The following is a 16,521-nucleotide window of genomic DNA, read 5'->3' on the forward strand; positions in this document are numbered from 1 at the left end:
CGGTCAGCAGCCCGGCGACCGCTGGGCCGAGCAGGCGCGCGAGGTTGAACGAGGCGGAGTTCAGGGCCACCGCGTTGGAGACGTCGTCGGGTCCGACCAGGTCGGAGACGAAACTCTGGCGCGCCGGGGCATCGAACGCCGCGGTGATGCCGAGCAGGAGGGCGAACCCGTACACCTCAAGGAGCGTGTCGGTGCCGGAGAGGACCAGCAGCCCGAGCGCGAGCCCGAGCGCGGCCATGACCGCCTGGGTGATCGTGAGCAAGGTGCGCTTCGGCACGCGGTCGGCCACCAGCCCGGTGAGCGGCGAGAGGAACAGCTGCGGGCCGAACTGCAGCGCCGTCGTGACACCCACCGCGAATGCGTCGTGATCGGTGAGGCGGGTCAGGACGATCCAGTCCTGCGTCGTCCGCTGCATCCAGGTGCCGACGTTGGAGACGATCGCGCCCGAGGCCCAGAGGCGGTAGTCGTGGACACGGAGCGACCGGAACATGCCGGCACCCGTGATCCCACTCATCGTCACCAGTATACGCAGCCTGGACTGTGTATCCGGCGGGAACGATCGCGCGTCGGATTCGAAGCCGTCCCACGGGTCGTGATTCGAGTCGGATCGAGCGCGCGGAAGCGACTCGCATCGCAATTCGAAGGCGGATCGACCCCGCGTCGCGTGTCACGAGACGCGGAGGGGGCATCAGGCGGGTGGGCAGTCCCGAGCGCCGGGAGCGCGGATGCAGACGACGGCGTGGCTGCGGAAGCCGTGGTCGAGGCCGAGCGCCGTGAAGCCGACGTCCGTCAGCCGCACCACCGCAGCCGTACCGGGCCGGATCCGCTCGACGAGCACGATCAGCTGATACCGGTTCTCGCTGTGAGCAGGCACGACGAAGCCGTCGACCTGCGGTGCGGCATCGACGGCCGTGCCGAGGCGTCCCCGCACCGGAGGGCTGACGATCCCGATCCCTCCATCCGCCGCCAGATGATCGAGCACGCGCGTCTCGACGATCCGGGCGTTCGAGGCGACCACGGGACGCACCGACCGCAGCACGACCGGGATCGATGAATCGTTGGTCAGCTCCAGCCCGAACCAGGTCCTCGACGTCGCCGAGCTGCTCCACTCGCCCCCGTCCGTGACCTGAAGCGCGCCGGCGCCGACCTGCAGCACGGCGGTCGCGCCGCCGACCAGCAGTACCGCGATCAGCGCGAGCACCGCCATGCCGAAGCGGATCCGAAGGGGGAGCCGGGCGGTCGCCATGGTCGCGAGCATGGTGCACGGGCGACGTGGTTCGCCACCAGAATCGACCCGTGGCTTCCTTCACGGACGACGAGGGCGTCGTCATCGAGACCGTGGAGTGGGCGGTCGAGTCGCCGCGCGCCGTGGTGCAGCTCTCGCACGGCATCGGCGAGCACGCGATGCGGTACGCCGCGTTCGCGGCCGATCTCAACCGCGCGGGCTTCACCGTCGTCGCCGACGACCATCGAGGGCACGGTGCGACCGGGATGCGGCAGTGGGGCGACCCGGGGAAGCTCGGCCGGCTCGGTCCGGGTGGACTCCGCGCGACGATCGCGGCGATCGGCCGGTTCCGGGACCTGACCCGGGAGCGCTTCCCCGACGTGCCGCTCGTGCTCGTCGCCCACAGCTGGGGCTCGCTGATGGCGCAGATGGCACTGAACGCCCGGCCCGACGCCTACGAGGGCATCGTGCTGACCGGGACCGCGTACCGCCTTCCGGGCTTCATGGATGCCGGCGATCTGAACCGGAAGCACCGTTCGCTCGGGACCACCGGCGCCGAATGGCTCAGCCGCGATCCCGCCGTCGCGCAGGCCTGGGTCGCGGATCCGCTGACCTTCCCCGCCCAGACCACGAAGCTGATCGGCCTGCGGGACGCGCTCCGGTTGCTCGGCCGCCCCTCGCGGAACCTGCCCGAAGCCCTCCCGCTGCTGCTGCAGGTCGGCTCCGACGACACCCTCGGGGGAGGCAGGAGCGTCGAGCGCCTCGCCCGCGTCTACCGAGAGCGAGCGGGACTCCGGGACGTGACCGTCCGCATCTACGAGGGCGCTCGCCATGAGGTCTTCAACGAGACGAACCGCGACGAGGTCATCGCCGACCTGGTGGCCTGGATCGACGCGCACGTACTGAAGGAGGCGCCGTGATGGGCAACATGCTTCATGGGGAATACAAGGTGCCCGGCGGCAAGCTGGTCGTCGTCGACCTGGAGGTCGAAGACGGCAGGATCGCCCGGTTCCGCCTTGCCGGCGACTTCTTCCTCGAGCCCGATGAGGCGCTGGAGGCGATCGACCGCGCGGTCACCGGCCTGCCCGCGGAATCCTCCGCTGCCGACATCGCCGGCGCGGTCCGCGCCACGCTTCCCGCCGGGGCGGTCCTGCTCGGCTTCACCCCCGAGTCCGTCGCAACGACCGTGCGGCGTGCGATCGGGAGGGCCGCCGACTGGCGCGACTTCGAGTGGGAGCTGCTGCACCCCGTGGCGGTGCGCCCGGCGATGCACCTCGCCCTCGACCAGGTGCTGCTCGACGAGGTCGGCGACGGACGACGCCCGCCGACGCTGCGCATCTGGGAGTGGGACGAGCCGGCCGTCGTGATCGGCAGCTTCCAGTCTCTGAAGAACGAGGTGGACGCGGACAACGCCGCGAAGTACGGGGTCGACGTCGTGCGGCGGATCACGGGCGGCGGAGCCATGTTCATGGAGGCGGGCAGCGTCGTCACCTACTCGCTCTACGCGCCGGGCGACCTGGTGCTCGGGATGTCGTTCGCCGAGTCGTACGCCTACCTGGACGACTGGGTGCTGCAGGCCCTTCGCTCGCTTGGCATCGACGCGACGTACCAGGGACTGAACGACATCAGCTCGCCGCTCGGGAAGATCGGCGGCGCCGCGCAGAAGCGGCTCGCCCCGCTCCCCGGCACGCGCAGCGGCGCCGTGCTGCACCACGTGACGATGTCGTACGACATGGACGGCGACAAGATGGTCCAGGTGCTGCGGATCGGCCGCGAGAAGATGAGCGACAAGGGCACGGTCTCCGCCGCGAAGCGGGTCGACCCCCTCCGCAAGCAGACCGGCCTACCCCGCGCGGCGATCATCGAGCGCATGGAGGAGACCTTCGTCCGGCTCACCGGCGCGACGCGCACCGACCTGACGCCGGAGGAGCTGGCCGAGGCGGAGGAACTGGTGCGGACGAAATTCTCGACGAGGGAGTGGCTCGAGCGCGTGCCCTGACGCCGTTCAGGAGTCGGCCACGTACCGACGGTGGATCTGCGCAGCGGTGAGCGCGGAGGTGATCGCGGCGTGTGAAGTCCAGGTTTCGGCTTCCTCCGAGTGCGCCGACACCCTCTGTTCATGTCGGGTTCATCCGCGCCACGATGTGGCTGCTCGGGCGCGCACGTGCCGGGCAGGAGGGGCCGCCGTGGCAGTCAGAGACCTGTTCGTCACCAGGAGCATCGCCGATCTGGTGAAGGACACGGCGACCGAGGGCGAGCAGCTCAAGAAGAGCATCGGACCCGTCGCGCTGACCGCCCTGGGCGTCGGCGCGATCATCGGCACCGGGATCTTCGTGGTGATCGGCCAGGGAGCCGGGCTCGCCGGTCCCGGCGTGATCCTCGCCTTCATCCTCGCGGGTGTGACCTGCGCCTTCTCGGCGCTCTCCTACGCCGAGCTCTCCGCAGCGGTGCCCGTGTCGGGCAGCGCGTACACGTTCTCGTACGCGACGCTCGGCGAGCTCGTGGCCTTCATCATCGGCTGGGACCTGATCCTCGAGTACGGGGTCTCGGTCGCGGCCGTCGCCGTGGGATGGGGCGGGAACATCAACGAGTTCCTGAAGTCCGCCTTCGACGTCTCGCTGCCCACGGCGATCTCGCAGTCGCCCTCCGAAGGCGGCGTGTTCAACATCCCCGCGGTCGTCGTCGTGCTCGGGATCACGCTGCTCCTCACCATCGGCACGCGGGAGAGCACCCGCATCAACGCGGTCATGGTCGGCGTGAAGATCGCGATCCTGCTCTTCTTCATCGTCGTCGCGATCACGGCGTTCGATCCCACCCACTTCACGCCGTTCGCACCGAAGGGCGTGCCCGGCATCGCCGCCGCTGCCAGCACGATCTTCTTCGCCTACATCGGCTTCGACGCCGTGACGACGGCCTCGGAGGAGACGAAGAAGCCCGCCCGTGACCTGCCGATCGCGATCATCGGCTCGCTGCTCATCTCCACCGTGCTCTACGTGCTGGTGTCGTTCACAGCGGTCGGCATCGCGAACACCAAGACGCTCGCCGACAGCGACGCCCCGCTCTCCACCGCGCTGCGGGAGGGGGCCGGCATCCCGTGGGCGGGCGCGGTGCTCTCGCTCGGGGCGCTCATCGCGATCACCAGCGTGGTGCTCGTGATCATGTACGGCCAGACGCGCATCTTCTTCGCCATGTGCCGGGACGGCCTGCTGCCGCGGCGGCTCGCCTCCGTCAGCCCCCGCTTCGGGACGCCGGCGAAGATCACCGTCGGCTTCGGGATCCTGATCGCGATCCTCGCGGCGCTGGTGCCCCTGAGCGTCATCGTGGAGCTGACGAACATCGGCACGCTCTTCGCCTTCATCCTCGTGAACATCGGCGTGATCGTGCTGCGGCGCACCCGCCCGGATCTCGAGCGGCCCTTCAAGGTCCCGTTCGTGCCGGTGTTCCCCGCGATCGGCATCATCCTCTGCGGGTATCTCATCGTGCAGCTACCCATCGAGACCAAGCTGCGGTTCGTCGTCTGGCTGATCATCGGGCTCGTCATCTACTTCACGTACTCACGCTCGCACTCGCGCCTCCGGACCGGTGAGAAGACCGATCTGCCCCCGGTGGAGGGCGCGTGAGCGCGCCGGTCGTCGCCGCCTACAAGGGTGCGGCCGGGCCCGACGTCCTGACGTTCGCGACTCGGTTCGCCGCCGCGACGGGGCGCGAGCTCCACGTGGTGACCGTGTACCCGGGAGGCGCGCCCATCGGCCGCGGACGGGTCGACGGCGAGTGGGTCGCCTACAACCGCGAGGAGGCCGACCGCATCCTCGATGAGGCGCGGACTGCGCTCGCGGGCACGGAGGCGACCTTCAGCGCCGTCGCAGCGGAGTCGGCGCCTCGCGGGCTGCACGACGCGCTGGAGGGTGCGGGTGGCGACGCGCTCGCGGTGCTCGGCTCGAACAGCACCGGCGGCGTCCGGCGCACGGCACCCGGCAGCACCGCGAGTCGGCTGCTCTCCGGAGCGCCGGGACCGGTCGTCCTGGTGCCGTGGGACTACGAGGAGTTCGCGCCCGACCACTTCGCGAGGATCTCGATCGCCTACATCGACACGCCCGACGGCCGCGCGGCGCTCGGTGCCGGCCGGTCCATCGGCACGGCGCTGTCCGCCTCCGTCGAGCTGCTCTCCGTGCTGCCGGATACCCTCGTCCGACCCTCCCTCGGCGAGCCGCGGCGGTTCGCGGAGGCGCAGCGCGAGGACTTCACGCAGTCCGTGCAGAGCGCCGCCGCTCCGGGCGAGCACGTCCGCCTGCTGGAAGGACCCGTGGTGGACGCGCTCGCCGACCTGCGCCCGGGCGACACCGACCTGCTCGTCTGCGGATCGCGCGGCTACGGGCCCGCGCGACGGGTGCTGCTCGGCGGGGTGTCCGCGCGGCTGCTCCGGCATGCTCGGATCCCGGTGATGGTGGTGCCGCGGCCGTAGGCGCGTGCCGTGTCGCCGAACAGGCGTCGCGGCCCATGCGTAGGCTCCGCGAGTGCTCCGCGCGACGATCGGCCGCCTCCGCGTGGCCGGGGCGGTCGCCGCCGTGCTCGCGCTGACCGGCTGCTCGACACCGCCGACCGTGCCGACCGTGCCGTCCTCCGGGTCCGCCTCCACCGCGCAGGCGGTGCACACGGCGACCCCGACGGCGACCCCGACGGCGACGGCGACGGTGAGGCCGGCGCCGGCACCGTCGACTCGAACGCCGACCTTCGACCGGTCCGCGCACTCGCTCGACGACCCGACGAGCATCTGGGTCGTCGTCGACAAGCAGCGGCGGCTGAGCCCGAAGACGTACGTCCCCGCCGACCTCGTCACGCCCGTCGTGCCCCACACGAACGTGCCGCAGCTGCGGAAGGTCGCCGCCTCGGCGCTGACCACGATGTTCGCGGCGGCGAAGCGGGACGGGATCACGCTCTACTCGCTGTCCGCCTACCGCTCCTATGCCACCCAGACGTCGATCTTCGACCGGAACCTGCAGCAGCTCGGTCGCGCGACCACGCTCGGGCTGACCGCGAAGCCGGGGTACAGCGAGCACCAGACGGGCCTCGCCGACGACTTGGGCGACGGCACCTCCTGCGATCTCGCGGTCTGCTTCGAGTCCCATCCTGCCGCGAAGTGGCTGGCGACGAACTCGTGGAAGTACGGCTGGATCCTCCGGTACCCCCTCGGCTACACGAGGATCACCGGCATCCAGACAGAGCCGTGGCACTTCCGCTATATCGGCAAGGCGGCTGCGAAGCAGATGCACATCACAGGCGTGAAGACGCTCGAGCAGTTCTTCGGCCTCCCGGCCTCCCCCGACTACTGACCCACTGCCGCACTCGTGCGGCGATTTCCGACTGGTGCGGGTGCGACCGCAGCCGCACCAGTCGGAAATCCCTGCACACCCGGCGAGATCCTCTCCTCCACAAGACACGAAGCCGCGAGCGGCGGCATGCTTCCCGGCGTGAACGGGTGGGATGTCGAACTGATCGTGGCGAGGGACGGCCGTGAGCAGCGTGCTGCTGCGCGGGACACGACCCGCGGCCGCTTCCGGCGTGTCCGAGGAGGCATCTACGTCCTCGCAGACGACGTCGCCGAGTTGCGCACGGAGGACCTCCATCTGGTCGCGATGCGGGCGCTCGCGACGGCCTCCGATCGGCCGATCCTCTTCTCCCACTGGTCCGCGGGCGTCGGCCACGAGCTGGCGATGATCGGCAACCATCTCGGCACGGTGCACATCACGGTGGAGGAGGCGGGGGATCGGTACTTCCGGCAGGTCACCGGTCATGTCTTCTCCGTCCTCGACGAGGAGGTCGTCGAGGTGGGCGGCCTCCTGCTCACGACGATGGGACGGACCGTCGTCGACATCGCCGGCGCCAGCACGTTCGAGGAGGGCGTGGTCGTGGCGGACGCAGCGCTCGCTTCCGGTCTCTCTCAGGGGATGCTCGAGCAGGCGATCGAGCTCGCAGGTCCCCGCCGCTCGTGGCGGCGGATCGCGGAGGTCGCGCAGTTCGCGGACGGCGACTCGGGATCGGCCGGCGAATCGGTCTCACGCGTGACGATGCGCGATCTGGGACTGCGTCCCGTGCTGCAGCACAAGCTCTTCGACAGGGCCGGTCTCATCGGGAAGGCCGACTTCTGGTTCCCCGACGAGGAGGTCGCGGCGGAGTTCGACGGCCTCGTGAAGTTCCTCGATCCGAGGTTCGCGGCGAAGGGCGGGGGACGGAAGGCCTACGACGAGAAGGTGCGCGAGGACCGCGGCCGTCGAGTCACGAAGGGATGGGCGCGGTGGGGATGGGTGGAGGGGCGCAGCGCTCGCCTCCTCGGGCCGATCCTTCGTGCGGCCGGTGTCCGCATCCCGCGTCTCGTGCGGTGATTTCCGACTGGTGCTGGTGCGACCGCACCCGCACCAGTCGGAAATGGCCGCACCAGCGTCCGGCGCCGCGTTCGGCTGACGGCCGTGGCACGCTCGTGACCGTGCAGTCGTCCTCCCGCTTCCCGAAGGCGGTCTACGGCGTAGGAACGGAGCCCGACCCGCGGTTCACGCTCGCGAACGAGCGCACGTTCCTCGCGTGGATCCGCACCGCTCTCGCGCTCATCGCTGGCGGCGTCGCGATCGACGCGGTCGCCCTGCCGCTCCCGACCTGGGTACGCATGGCCACGTCGATCGTGCTGCTGGTGCTCGGGCTGGCCGTGCCGGTGCTCGCCTACTCGAACTGGGCCGTCAGCGAGCGCGCCATGCGCCTCGGAAAGCCCCTGCCCGGCTCGATCATCACCCTGCCGCTCGCCATCGGCGTGCTCCTCGTGGCGGCACTCGTGGTACTCGGGGTTCTGCTCCGGTGACCGCGGCGCGAGACCCGGGGCTGCAGCCCGAGCGCACGCAGCTCGCCTGGCGGCGCACCCTCCTCGCGCTCGCCGTCGGCGCGCTGATCTCGATGCGGGTGCTTCCCGACGTGCTCGGCGGGTGGTCGATCACGTTCGGCCTCGGCGGTGTCGCCGTCGCCGGACTGCTCTGGGTGCTGGCGCAGCGCCGTCACAGCGCGGTCGAGGCCGTCTTCCGCGATCTCCGTCCGACATCGGCGATGCCGGGAGGCGCGCTGCTGCTGGCACTGGCGTGCTTCACGGGAGCCGGCGCCGCTCTCGGTCTCCTGTACGCCCTGCTCTACCAGCGCTAAAGCGGCGATTTCCGACTGGTGCGGTTCGGGTCGCACCCGCACCAGTCGGAAACGACCGCATCAGCCGCCGAGGGCCTCGTCGACGATGCGCTTCGCCTCCGCCTGGACCACTTTCAGGTCCTCCGGGCCCTTGAAGGACTCGGCGTAGATCTTGTACACGTCCTCGGTGCCGGAGGGGCGGGCCGCGAACCACGCGGACTCGGAGGCGACCTTCACCCCGCCGATCGCGGCGCCGTTGCCCGGCGCCTTCGAGAGCTTCGCCGTGATCGGCTCGCCCGCGAGCTCGGTGGCCGAGATCGCGTCGCCGTCGAGCTTGCCGAGCACCGCCTTCTGCGCCTTCGAGGCCGGGGCGTCGACTCGCGCGTAGGCGGGGTCGCCGAAGAGGTCGGTCAGCTCGCGGTACAGCTCGCTCGGGGACTTCCCGGTCACCGCACGGATCTCGGCGGCCAGCAGCGCCAGCAGGATCCCGTCCTTGTCGGTCGTCCACGCGGTGCCGTCGAACTTCAGGAAGCTGGCGCCCGCGCTCTCCTCGCCGCCGAACGCGACCGAGCCGTCGATCAGGCCGGGTACGAACCACTTGAACCCGACCGGCACCTCGACCAGCTCGCGGCCGATCGACTCGGCGACGCGGTCGATCATCGAGGACGAGACGAGCGTCTTGCCGACCTTCGCCGTGGCGGGCCAGTCCGGTCGGTGCGTGTACAGGTACTGGATCGCGACGGCCAGGTAGTGGTTCGGGTTCATCAGCCCGGCATCGGGCGTGACGATGCCGTGCCGGTCCGAGTCCGCGTCGTTCCCCGTGAGGATGTCGTAGTCGCCGGCGCGCGTGACGACCGAGGCCATCGCGGAGGGGGAGGAGGGATCCATGCGGATCTTCCCGTCCCAGTCGAGCGTCATGAACCCCCACTGCGGGTCGACGACCGGGTTGACGACCGTCAGGTCGAGGTCGTAGGTGTCGGCGATCGCCTGCCAGTAGCTGACGGACGCGCCGCCGAGCGGGTCCGCGCCGATCCTGATCCCGGACCGCTTGATCGCCTCGATGTCGATGATCGACGCGAGGTCGTCGACGTAGTGCGTGCGGAAGTCGTAGGTCTCGACCGCGGACGGCTCCGCCCGCCGCACCTCGGCCAGGCCGCCGGCGATGATCTCGTTCGCGCGGTCCGCGATCCAGTTCGTCGCGTCCGAGTCCGCGGGGCCGCCGTGCGGGGGGTTGTACTTGAATCCGCCGTCCGAGGGAGGGTTGTGGCTCGGGGTCACGACGATGCCGTCGGCCTGATCGTCGGCAGCCGCGGTGCGGTTGTAGCGGATGATCGCGTGGCTGACGGCGGGCGTCGGGGTGAAGCCGTCGAACTCGTCGACGAGCACCCGCACGCCGTTGCCGACCAGCACCTCCAGCGCCGTCGTCTGCGCCGGCGCCGACAGCGCGTGCGTGTCGGCGCCGATGAACAGCGGCCCGGTCGTGCCCTGCGCGGTGCGGTACTCGACGATCGCCTGGGTGATCGCGGCGATGTGATCGTCGTTGAACGCGGTGTCGAACGAGCTGCCGCGATGCCCGGAGGTGCCGAACACCACCTTCTGCTCCGGATCCGTCGCATCGGGGTGCCCGGACCAGTAGGCCGCGACCAGCTGCTCGACGTCGATCAGATCGGACGACTGCGCCGGCGTCCCTGCTCGTGAGGTCATGCCCACATCCTGGCCCACCCGCCTGACTCTCCGTTTTGTAGGCAGAACCTGCCTACAAAACGGAGGGTCAGCCGGCGGCGACGCGGACGACCGGGGTGCGCGGCGACCAGGGGAGCGTGCCGAGGAGGCGGACCCCATCCGGATCCCCGGACCCGTCGCCGGGGGCGCTCGAGATGAGGAGGAAGCGGCCCGCGTCATCGGTGAGCAGCTCGGAGAACGCGGCACCTCCGCGTGCGAGCAGCGGCAGCGCGTCCGCAGCCCGGGCGCCGACGCGGACCGAGCGGAGCGTCGGATCGGAGCCGTCCCGCTGCGGTGCGAACTCGCCAGGCGCGCCGAGGACCAGGAACCGGGTGATCGAGCCCGAGAGGTCGTCGACCTCCCGCTCGATCACGCGCAGCTCGCCGGTGGCGAGGTCCGCCCCGCCCAGCGCGACGGCGGGTACCTCCGAGGCGAGCGCCGCCTCGAGCGCACCGGCGGTCGAGTCGGCCTGCACGGGCCGCAGGCCCCATCGTGCGATGAACCGGGTGCACTGCGCGAGGCCCTGCGGATGGCTGAACACGGGGGCGCCGCGGAACGACTCGAGCGATCCGGACGTGGCCGTGTAGGCGTCGAACCGGACCGCGACGTCGACCACGCCGCTCGCGTCGATCGGCTCCGGGTGGGTCAGCAGCGCGTCGACGGCACGCCACACGAGCCCGGAAGCCGAGCTCGAGATCGGCAGCACGGCGATCGTGCCGGGGCCGATGGAGGCGAGTACCTCGGGGAAGGTGCCATGCGCGAGCAGGGTGCCCGCCTGCAGACCGATGCTCGTGGCGCACTGCAGCGCAGCCGCCTCCGAGAACGTGCCGGCCGGCCCGAGGTACGCCACGTCGAACACGTCGCTCGCCACGGTGCGGGCGACGCCGACCGGCCAGGCGTACGCGGCCTCGACCTCGCGGCGGACGGCTTCGATGGTCGCCTCCACGTCGCGGTCCGCGCGGATGCCGAGATGCACGACCACCGACCGCTGCCCGGTGCGCACCACCTCGTCGACCAGCCGCACGTCGCGCAGCCCGTCGAACTGCGCGACGACGCGCGCGACCCCGCTGCCGGCGACGGACTCGGGGACGAGGAAGCGGACGTCCCGGCCGAGGAACGCGAGCTGCTCGTCGAGCACCGCCGCCAGGTCCGCCTCCGCCAGCAGCTCGATGTGGCCGAGACCGAACGACTGCGTCCGCACCGTCATCGACACGCCGAGCCGCTGCGCGTTGTCGAGGCCGGGCCCGTCGAGCAGCGCCCCTCGCCCGGCGCGCCCGACGAGCAGCACGGCGAGCTCGACCCGGGTCGGGCTGACGTCGACGATCCGCCCGACCCGCACCGGCCCGGTCCCGCCGATCCGGCGCAGCCCGACGATCCGGCCGTCGCGCCGACGCCGCGAGATGTCGCGCCTGCGCGCCTGCGCCGCCTGGATGCCGGCGGTGGCGGACGCCTGCAGCTCCTCGAACAGCGCGCCCGTGATGCGATCGCGCACGCGCACGACGGACGCCTCGAAGTCCTCGTCGTCGAGCTGCCGGAGGGAGGCGGCGAGCAGCGCGCCGGCGGCCCGGCCGCTCGCCGCCTGCACGGACGCGACCTGCGCCTGCTGCCGCGGGTCGAGGGCGCGGGCCGTCAAGCCGAACAGGCTGTCGAACAGGGGTGTGCGGAGCGCCCACAGCGCGTCGAGACCGACGTCGCTGCGCGTCACCGCGTCCGCGAACGCCACGAGCGCCCGATGCGTGGTGGCCTGCACGCTCGCCATCGCGGCGTCGTGCTCCTCCGCCGTCCCCGTGCGGAGCACGCCGCCGCTGCCGGTCACGACGTCGTCCAGCCATGCGGGGACGGTCGCACCCTCGCCGACGACACCCTCGCCCACGACGGACACGCTCTGCCCGTCGACGGCGGTCAGGTTCGGGTCGAACAGGAGGTGGATGCCCCAGAGCGCGGCGTCCCGCACCAGGGGGCGCGCGGCGTCGAGCGTCTCGCCCATCGTGCTGGTGACCAGCACGACGTCGGTGTCGGGGCCGATGCGCCCCGCGAGCGACCGCAGCACGTCGGGCATGGCGGCCACCGGGACGGCGACCACGACCGTCGCGGCGACGCCGGGCGCGATCACCGACCCGTCGACGACGCGGGTGAGCCGGCCGTCGTCGCCCAGCACGGCCACGTGCGTGGTGCCGTCGTCGCGGCCGCGGAGGGCGCCGGCTGCGGCTGCCGTGTCGACCAGCACCGCGGCGCGGGCGCCGTCGGCGAGTCGGTCGGCGAACCAGCGCCCGGGCCCGAGCGCGGCGCCGACCACGACGAGCAGGCCATCGCCCCCCTCCACGTCCGCCATGGAGCAAGGATGCCAGTGCGGGCGGGACCTCGCCGTCGGTCAGTCGAGCGACCAGTAGAAGGCGGTGCCGCCCGGATGGTCCTTCGTGATCGCCTCGTCGACGTCGCGGTAGTCGGAGTCGGTCGTGTGCCCCGCGAAGCTGATCCTGATCCGATCGCCGTCCGTAGTGATCCGGGTGACGACACCCGTGTGGTCGCGATCGCCCGAGCCGTCCCAATCGAACTGCACGATGTCGCCGAGCCGCACCTTCGCCCGCTCGTCGTCGGTCAGCGCCGTCCCGAGTTCGGGGTGGGCGGTCATGAAGTCGCGGAACAGGGTCGAGCTGATCCAGGCGCCGCCCGACTGCGCGACCTGCTCCGCATGCGTCCACGACCCCTGCTGCGACCAGCCGCGGGCGAGCAGGGACTGGCTCGCGAAGTCGACGCAGTCGGTCGAGCCGAGGCGCTGGTAGGCGGGGTTGTAGTCGCGCCAATACCGCAGCAGGTACTGCAGCTGGCGGTCGACCCCATCGACGGCGGCGTAGGGGATGGGCGTCGTGGTCACGGCGCTCGACCCGTGAAGGAGGGCTGCGGGCGTGGCACCGCTCGCGAAGTCGACGCTCGCCGGTGCGACGAACACGACCCGTCCGGCGCTCGCGGAGGTCACGTCGACCGATGTCCCGCCGACGCGGACGGTCGTGATGGCGCCCAGCCCCGATCCCTGCACCTCCACCACGGTCCCGCCCCGCACGGAGACGGCCTCCGGCGAGACGACCCTGGCGGTGGGACCGGTGGCCGCGGCGGCGACCGGGGCGCCGGTACCGCTCGCACGGGTGCTGCACCCGGCGAGCCCGCCACCGACGACGACCACGCCCAGCGCGACGAGCAGCTGTCTCCGCGTTCCCCCGACCACGGGCTGCGACGGTAGGCGGCGTCGACGCGTCCGCCGGGCGTGTTCGATCGCGCGTCGGCGATCCGCACGCGATCCTCAGGCGGCCTGGGCCGCCTTCGCCTCATCGGAGGCGGGCAGCACGTCGGCCTCCGACGCCGGGATGCGCACGGCCAGACCCCGCGGCCGGATGCGAGCGCGCACGGCCACCACCTCGCCCATCGAGTCGCCGTCGAGCTGGAACTGCTGCGGCTCCTCGGTGCGCAGCACGATCTCCTTGCCCTTCAGGTACCGCAGCGTGCGCACCTCCTTGGTGCGGGAGAGGATCTTGCGCCCGACCTCGGTGCGGCGCATGACGCCGTTCTCCCACAGCACCTTCCACAGGATCTGGAACCAGCCGAGGAGCCCGTCCGGCCGCAGCGCGACGATGTCGAAGACGCCGTCGTCGACGGCGGCCTCCGGCAGCAGCAGGATGTTCCCCGTCAGCAGGCCGCAGTTGCCGATCAGCACCGAGTTCACGCGGATCGAGCGCGCCTGGTGGTCGTCGAGCTGGAACCGGAGGCGCACCGTGTTCTCACCGCGCAGTGCGGCGACGATCCCGCCGACGTAGGCGAGCCAGCCGACCCGCTTCTTCAGCTCTGGGTCGGTGTTCGCGATCATGGCCGCGTCGATGCCCAGGCCGGCCATCACCACGAACGAGTGCCGGTCGCGGCTGCCGTCCGCGCGCTCCAGCTCGACCGTGCCGAGGTCGATGGCGCGGTCGACACCGGTGAACGCGGTGCGCACGGACTCCTCCAGCCGGTTCAGCGACAGGCGCAGGTTCCTGGCCAGCAGATTGCCGGTGCCGGAGGGGAGGAGTCCGATCGGGACGTCGCTGCCGCCGAGACCCTCCGCGACGGATCGGATCGTGCCGTCACCGCCCGCGGCCATCACCACGGATGCGCCCTCCGCGACTGCGCGGTCCGCCTGCCCGGTGCCGGGGTCCTGGACGCTCGTCTCGTACCAGCGCGTCGGGGCCCAGCCGGCTTCCGCCTCCGCCTTCTCGACGAACGCACGCAGCTTCGCCTCGTCGACCTTCACGGGGTTGTACACGACGGCGGCGAACGGAGTGGGTGTGCCGTCCGCATCGCTCATGCCCCCACCGTACTGAGCATCACCGGTGCATCCGCTGGATGTGACTTGGGAACGACGGCGAGGGTCTGCGCGCTTAGGCTGGCCTCGTGATCGATCCGCAGCTGCTTCGCGCGGCTCCGGAGGTCGTCGAGGAATCGCAGCGCGCTCGCCGTGCGGACGTCGCTCTCGTGGCCGTCGCCGTCGCCGCCGACGCGGCCCGCAGGGACGCCATCGCCGAGTTCGAGGGCCTCCGGGCCGAGCAGAACGCCTTCGGGAAGCGCGTCGCCGTCGCCGCCAAGCAGGACAAGCCCGCTCTGCTCGCGCAGGTGAAGGAGCTGTCCGTCGCGGTCAGGGCTGCGTCCGAGCGCTCGAGCGAGGCGGAGGCGATCGCCGAGGAAGCGCTCGCCGCGATCCCGAACGTGGTGCTGGCGGGGGTGCCGGAGGGCGGCGAGAACGACTACGTCGTGCTCCGCGAGGTCGGCCCGATCCCGTCCTTCGACTTCGATCCGCGCGACCACCTCGAGCTGGGCGAGCTGCTCGGCGCCATCGACATGGTGCGGGGCGCCAAGGTCTCGGGAGCGCGCTTCTCCTACCTCCGCGGCGTCGGCGCGCGGCTCGAGCTGGCGCTGATGAACCTCGCGCTCGACCGCGCGCTCGCGGCCGACTTCGTGCCGCTCATCACCCCGACGCTCGTCAAACCCGAGATCATGCGCGGCACCGGCTTCCTCGACACGCACGCCGACGCCGTCTACAAGATCGAGGGGGAGGACCTCTACCTCACCGGCACGAGCGAGGTCGCGCTCGCCGGGTACCACGCCGACGAGATCATCGACCTGGCCGGTGGTCCCCTGCGGTACGCCGGCTGGTCCACCTGCTACCGCCTCGAGGCGGGGAGTGCGGGCCGGGACACCCGCGGCATCATCCGCACGCACCAGTTCGACAAGCTCGAGATGTTCTCGTACGTCGACCCCGCCGACGCCGAGCAGGAGCACGCCCGGCTGCTCGCCATGCAGGAGCGCATGATGACCGACCTCGGGCTCGCGTACCGCGTGATCGACACCGCCGCGGGCGACCTCGGCTCCTCCGCGGCCCGCAAGTTCGATGTGGAGGCGTGGATCCCGACGCAGGGGACCTACCGCGAGCTCACCTCCACCTCCAACTGCACGACGTACCAGGCCCGCCGGCTCGCGATCCGGCATCGAACGGAGAGCGGCCGCACCGCGCCCGTCGCGACGCTGAACGGCACGCTCGCCACCACGCGCTGGATCGCGGCGATCCTCGAGACGCATCAGCGCGCCGACGGCTCGGTCGTCGTGCCCGAGGTGCTGCGCCCCTTCATCGGCGGCCTGTCCGTGCTGGAGCCGGCGACGTGACGCTCGGGCGGGGCGGCTGGCTCGCGGCTCTCGACATCGACGGCACGGTGCTGCACGAGGACGGATTCCTGTCGCCGGCAGTGCTCGGAGCGGTCCGAAGCGCCGATGCGCGCGGCCACGAGGTGATGCTGGCGACCGGCCGCGCGGCCGCCTCCACCACGCCGGTGCTGGCCGATCTGGGGGTCGCGCCGCGGTTCCTCGTCTGCTCGAACGGCGCGGTGACGCTCGAGCGCGACGCCGACGGCGAGTACCGGCGCGCTCGGATCGAGACGTTCGACCCGACCGAGGTGCTGACGACGATCTCGACCGCGCTGTCCGACGCGCACTACGCCGTGGAGGACGCGGAGGGGAACTTCCGCCACACCGCGAGCTTCCCGGAGGCCGCCGTGAGCCCCGGCAGCGAAGAGGTCGAGTTCGCGGGACTGCTCGACATCCGCGCGACGCGCGTCGTCGTCATCTCCCCGAACCACGCCACGGAGGAGTTCCTCGGCGTCGTCGAGCAGATGGGCCTGCAGCAGGTCAGCTATGCGATCGGCTGGACCGCGTGGCTCGACATCGCGCCCGACGGCGTGAACAAGGCGACCGCGATGGAGTGGGTGCGAGCCGAGCTGGGCGTGCCGATCGAGCGCACCATCGCGATCGGCGACGGCCGCAACGACATCGACATGCTCGGCTGGGCCGGCCGAGGCGTCGCGATGGGCCAGGCGCCCGGCGACGTCATCGCGGCAGCG

At 71.6% G+C, this 16,521-nt stretch carries 16 protein-coding genes; 10 read left to right on the forward strand and 6 right to left on the reverse strand.

Features of this window, described 5'->3' with window-relative positions; translation table 11 throughout:
• Both ACFE67_RS08605 and ACFE67_RS08610 read right to left on the reverse strand, forming a co-directional pair.
• A partial coding sequence (locus ACFE67_RS08605) for an MFS transporter (RefSeq protein ID WP_375406462.1) occupies window positions 1-514 on the reverse strand: 514 nt, incomplete at its 3' end.
• Window positions 515-688: 174 nt separating this feature from the next.
• Window positions 689-1,246 carry a hypothetical protein gene (locus ACFE67_RS08610; protein ID WP_375406463.1) on the reverse strand — a complete coding sequence of 186 codons (558 nt, stop codon included), beginning with the start codon at window positions 1,244-1,246 and terminating at the stop codon, window positions 689-691.
• Between the two features lie 50 nt (window positions 1,247-1,296).
• On the opposite strand from ACFE67_RS08610, the gene ACFE67_RS08615 reads away from it, so the two are divergent.
• The 8 genes from ACFE67_RS08615 (at window position 1,297) to ACFE67_RS08650 (ending at window position 8,404) form a co-directional block, all read left to right on the forward strand.
• A complete protein-coding gene (locus ACFE67_RS08615) occupies window positions 1,297-2,145 on the forward strand; it encodes an alpha/beta fold hydrolase (RefSeq protein WP_375406464.1) in 849 nt (282 codons plus the stop codon).
• Entirely contained in the window at window positions 2,145-3,224 is a 1,080-nt protein-coding gene (locus ACFE67_RS08620; protein ID WP_375406465.1) for a biotin/lipoate A/B protein ligase family protein, read from the forward strand. The genes ACFE67_RS08615 and ACFE67_RS08620 overlap by 1 nt, the downstream gene beginning before the upstream one ends.
• Window positions 3,225-3,411: 187 nt before the next feature.
• Window positions 3,412-4,845, forward strand: a complete 1,434-nt coding sequence (locus tag ACFE67_RS08625) for an amino acid permease (RefSeq protein ID WP_375406466.1) — start codon at window positions 3,412-3,414, stop codon at window positions 4,843-4,845.
• Window positions 4,842-5,687: a universal stress protein gene (locus ACFE67_RS08630; RefSeq protein WP_375406467.1), complete on the forward strand. Its 846-nt coding sequence runs from the start codon at window positions 4,842-4,844 to the stop codon at window positions 5,685-5,687. The genes ACFE67_RS08625 and ACFE67_RS08630 overlap by 4 nt, the downstream gene beginning before the upstream one ends.
• A 52-nt stretch (window positions 5,688-5,739) precedes the next feature.
• Window positions 5,740-6,555, forward strand: a complete 816-nt coding sequence (locus ACFE67_RS08635) for a M15 family metallopeptidase (RefSeq protein WP_375406468.1) — start codon at window positions 5,740-5,742, stop codon at window positions 6,553-6,555.
• 138 nt (window positions 6,556-6,693) lie between these two features.
• Window positions 6,694-7,605 carry a hypothetical protein gene (locus ACFE67_RS08640; RefSeq protein ID WP_375406469.1) on the forward strand — a complete coding sequence of 304 codons (912 nt, stop codon included), beginning with the start codon at window positions 6,694-6,696 and terminating at the stop codon, window positions 7,603-7,605.
• A gap of 101 nt (window positions 7,606-7,706) precedes the next feature.
• The gene (locus ACFE67_RS08645; protein ID WP_375406470.1) at window positions 7,707-8,072 is read left to right on the forward strand and encodes a YidH family protein; all 366 of its coding nucleotides are present in this window, start codon (window positions 7,707-7,709) and stop codon (window positions 8,070-8,072) included.
• Window positions 8,069-8,404 carry a DUF202 domain-containing protein gene (locus tag ACFE67_RS08650; RefSeq protein WP_375406471.1) on the forward strand — a complete coding sequence of 112 codons (336 nt, stop codon included), beginning with the start codon at window positions 8,069-8,071 and terminating at the stop codon, window positions 8,402-8,404. Before ACFE67_RS08645 ends, ACFE67_RS08650 begins: the two co-directional genes overlap by 4 nt.
• A 60-nt stretch (window positions 8,405-8,464) precedes the next feature.
• On the opposite strand, the gene pgm is transcribed toward ACFE67_RS08650, so the two are convergent.
• From pgm to ACFE67_RS08670, 4 genes are all read right to left on the reverse strand, one after another.
• Complete coding sequence (gene pgm / locus ACFE67_RS08655; RefSeq protein ID WP_375406472.1) at window positions 8,465-10,087, reverse strand: phosphoglucomutase (alpha-D-glucose-1,6-bisphosphate-dependent); 1,623 nt, start codon at window positions 10,085-10,087, stop codon at window positions 8,465-8,467.
• A 67-nt stretch (window positions 10,088-10,154) separates the two neighbouring features.
• Window positions 10,155-12,437 (reverse strand): prephenate dehydratase domain-containing protein, encoded by a 2,283-nt coding sequence (locus tag ACFE67_RS08660; RefSeq protein WP_375406473.1) that lies wholly within the window; start codon window positions 12,435-12,437, stop codon window positions 10,155-10,157.
• Window positions 12,438-12,476: 39 nt separating this feature from the next.
• Complete coding sequence (locus tag ACFE67_RS08665) at window positions 12,477-13,328, reverse strand: amidase domain-containing protein (RefSeq protein ID WP_375406474.1); 852 nt, start codon at window positions 13,326-13,328, stop codon at window positions 12,477-12,479.
• 75 nt (window positions 13,329-13,403) lie between these two features.
• The gene (locus ACFE67_RS08670) at window positions 13,404-14,438 is read right to left on the reverse strand and encodes a diacylglycerol/lipid kinase family protein (RefSeq protein ID WP_375406475.1); all 1,035 of its coding nucleotides are present in this window, start codon (window positions 14,436-14,438) and stop codon (window positions 13,404-13,406) included.
• Between the two features lie 86 nt (window positions 14,439-14,524).
• Here ACFE67_RS08670 and serS point away from each other — a divergent pair, with 86 nt between their 5' ends.
• Both serS and ACFE67_RS08680 read left to right on the forward strand, forming a co-directional pair.
• Entirely contained in the window at window positions 14,525-15,790 is a 1,266-nt protein-coding gene (gene serS, locus ACFE67_RS08675) for a serine--tRNA ligase (RefSeq protein WP_375406476.1), read from the forward strand.
• Window positions 15,787-16,521 (forward strand): HAD family hydrolase (locus tag ACFE67_RS08680; RefSeq protein WP_375406477.1); only part of this gene is annotated, 735 nt, incomplete at its 3' end. The genes serS and ACFE67_RS08680, both read left to right, overlap by 4 nt.

Origin of the sequence: uncultured Amnibacterium sp. (assembly GCF_964244015.1) — a bacterium.
Lineage (GTDB): Bacteria > Actinomycetota > Actinomycetes > Actinomycetales > Microbacteriaceae > Amnibacterium.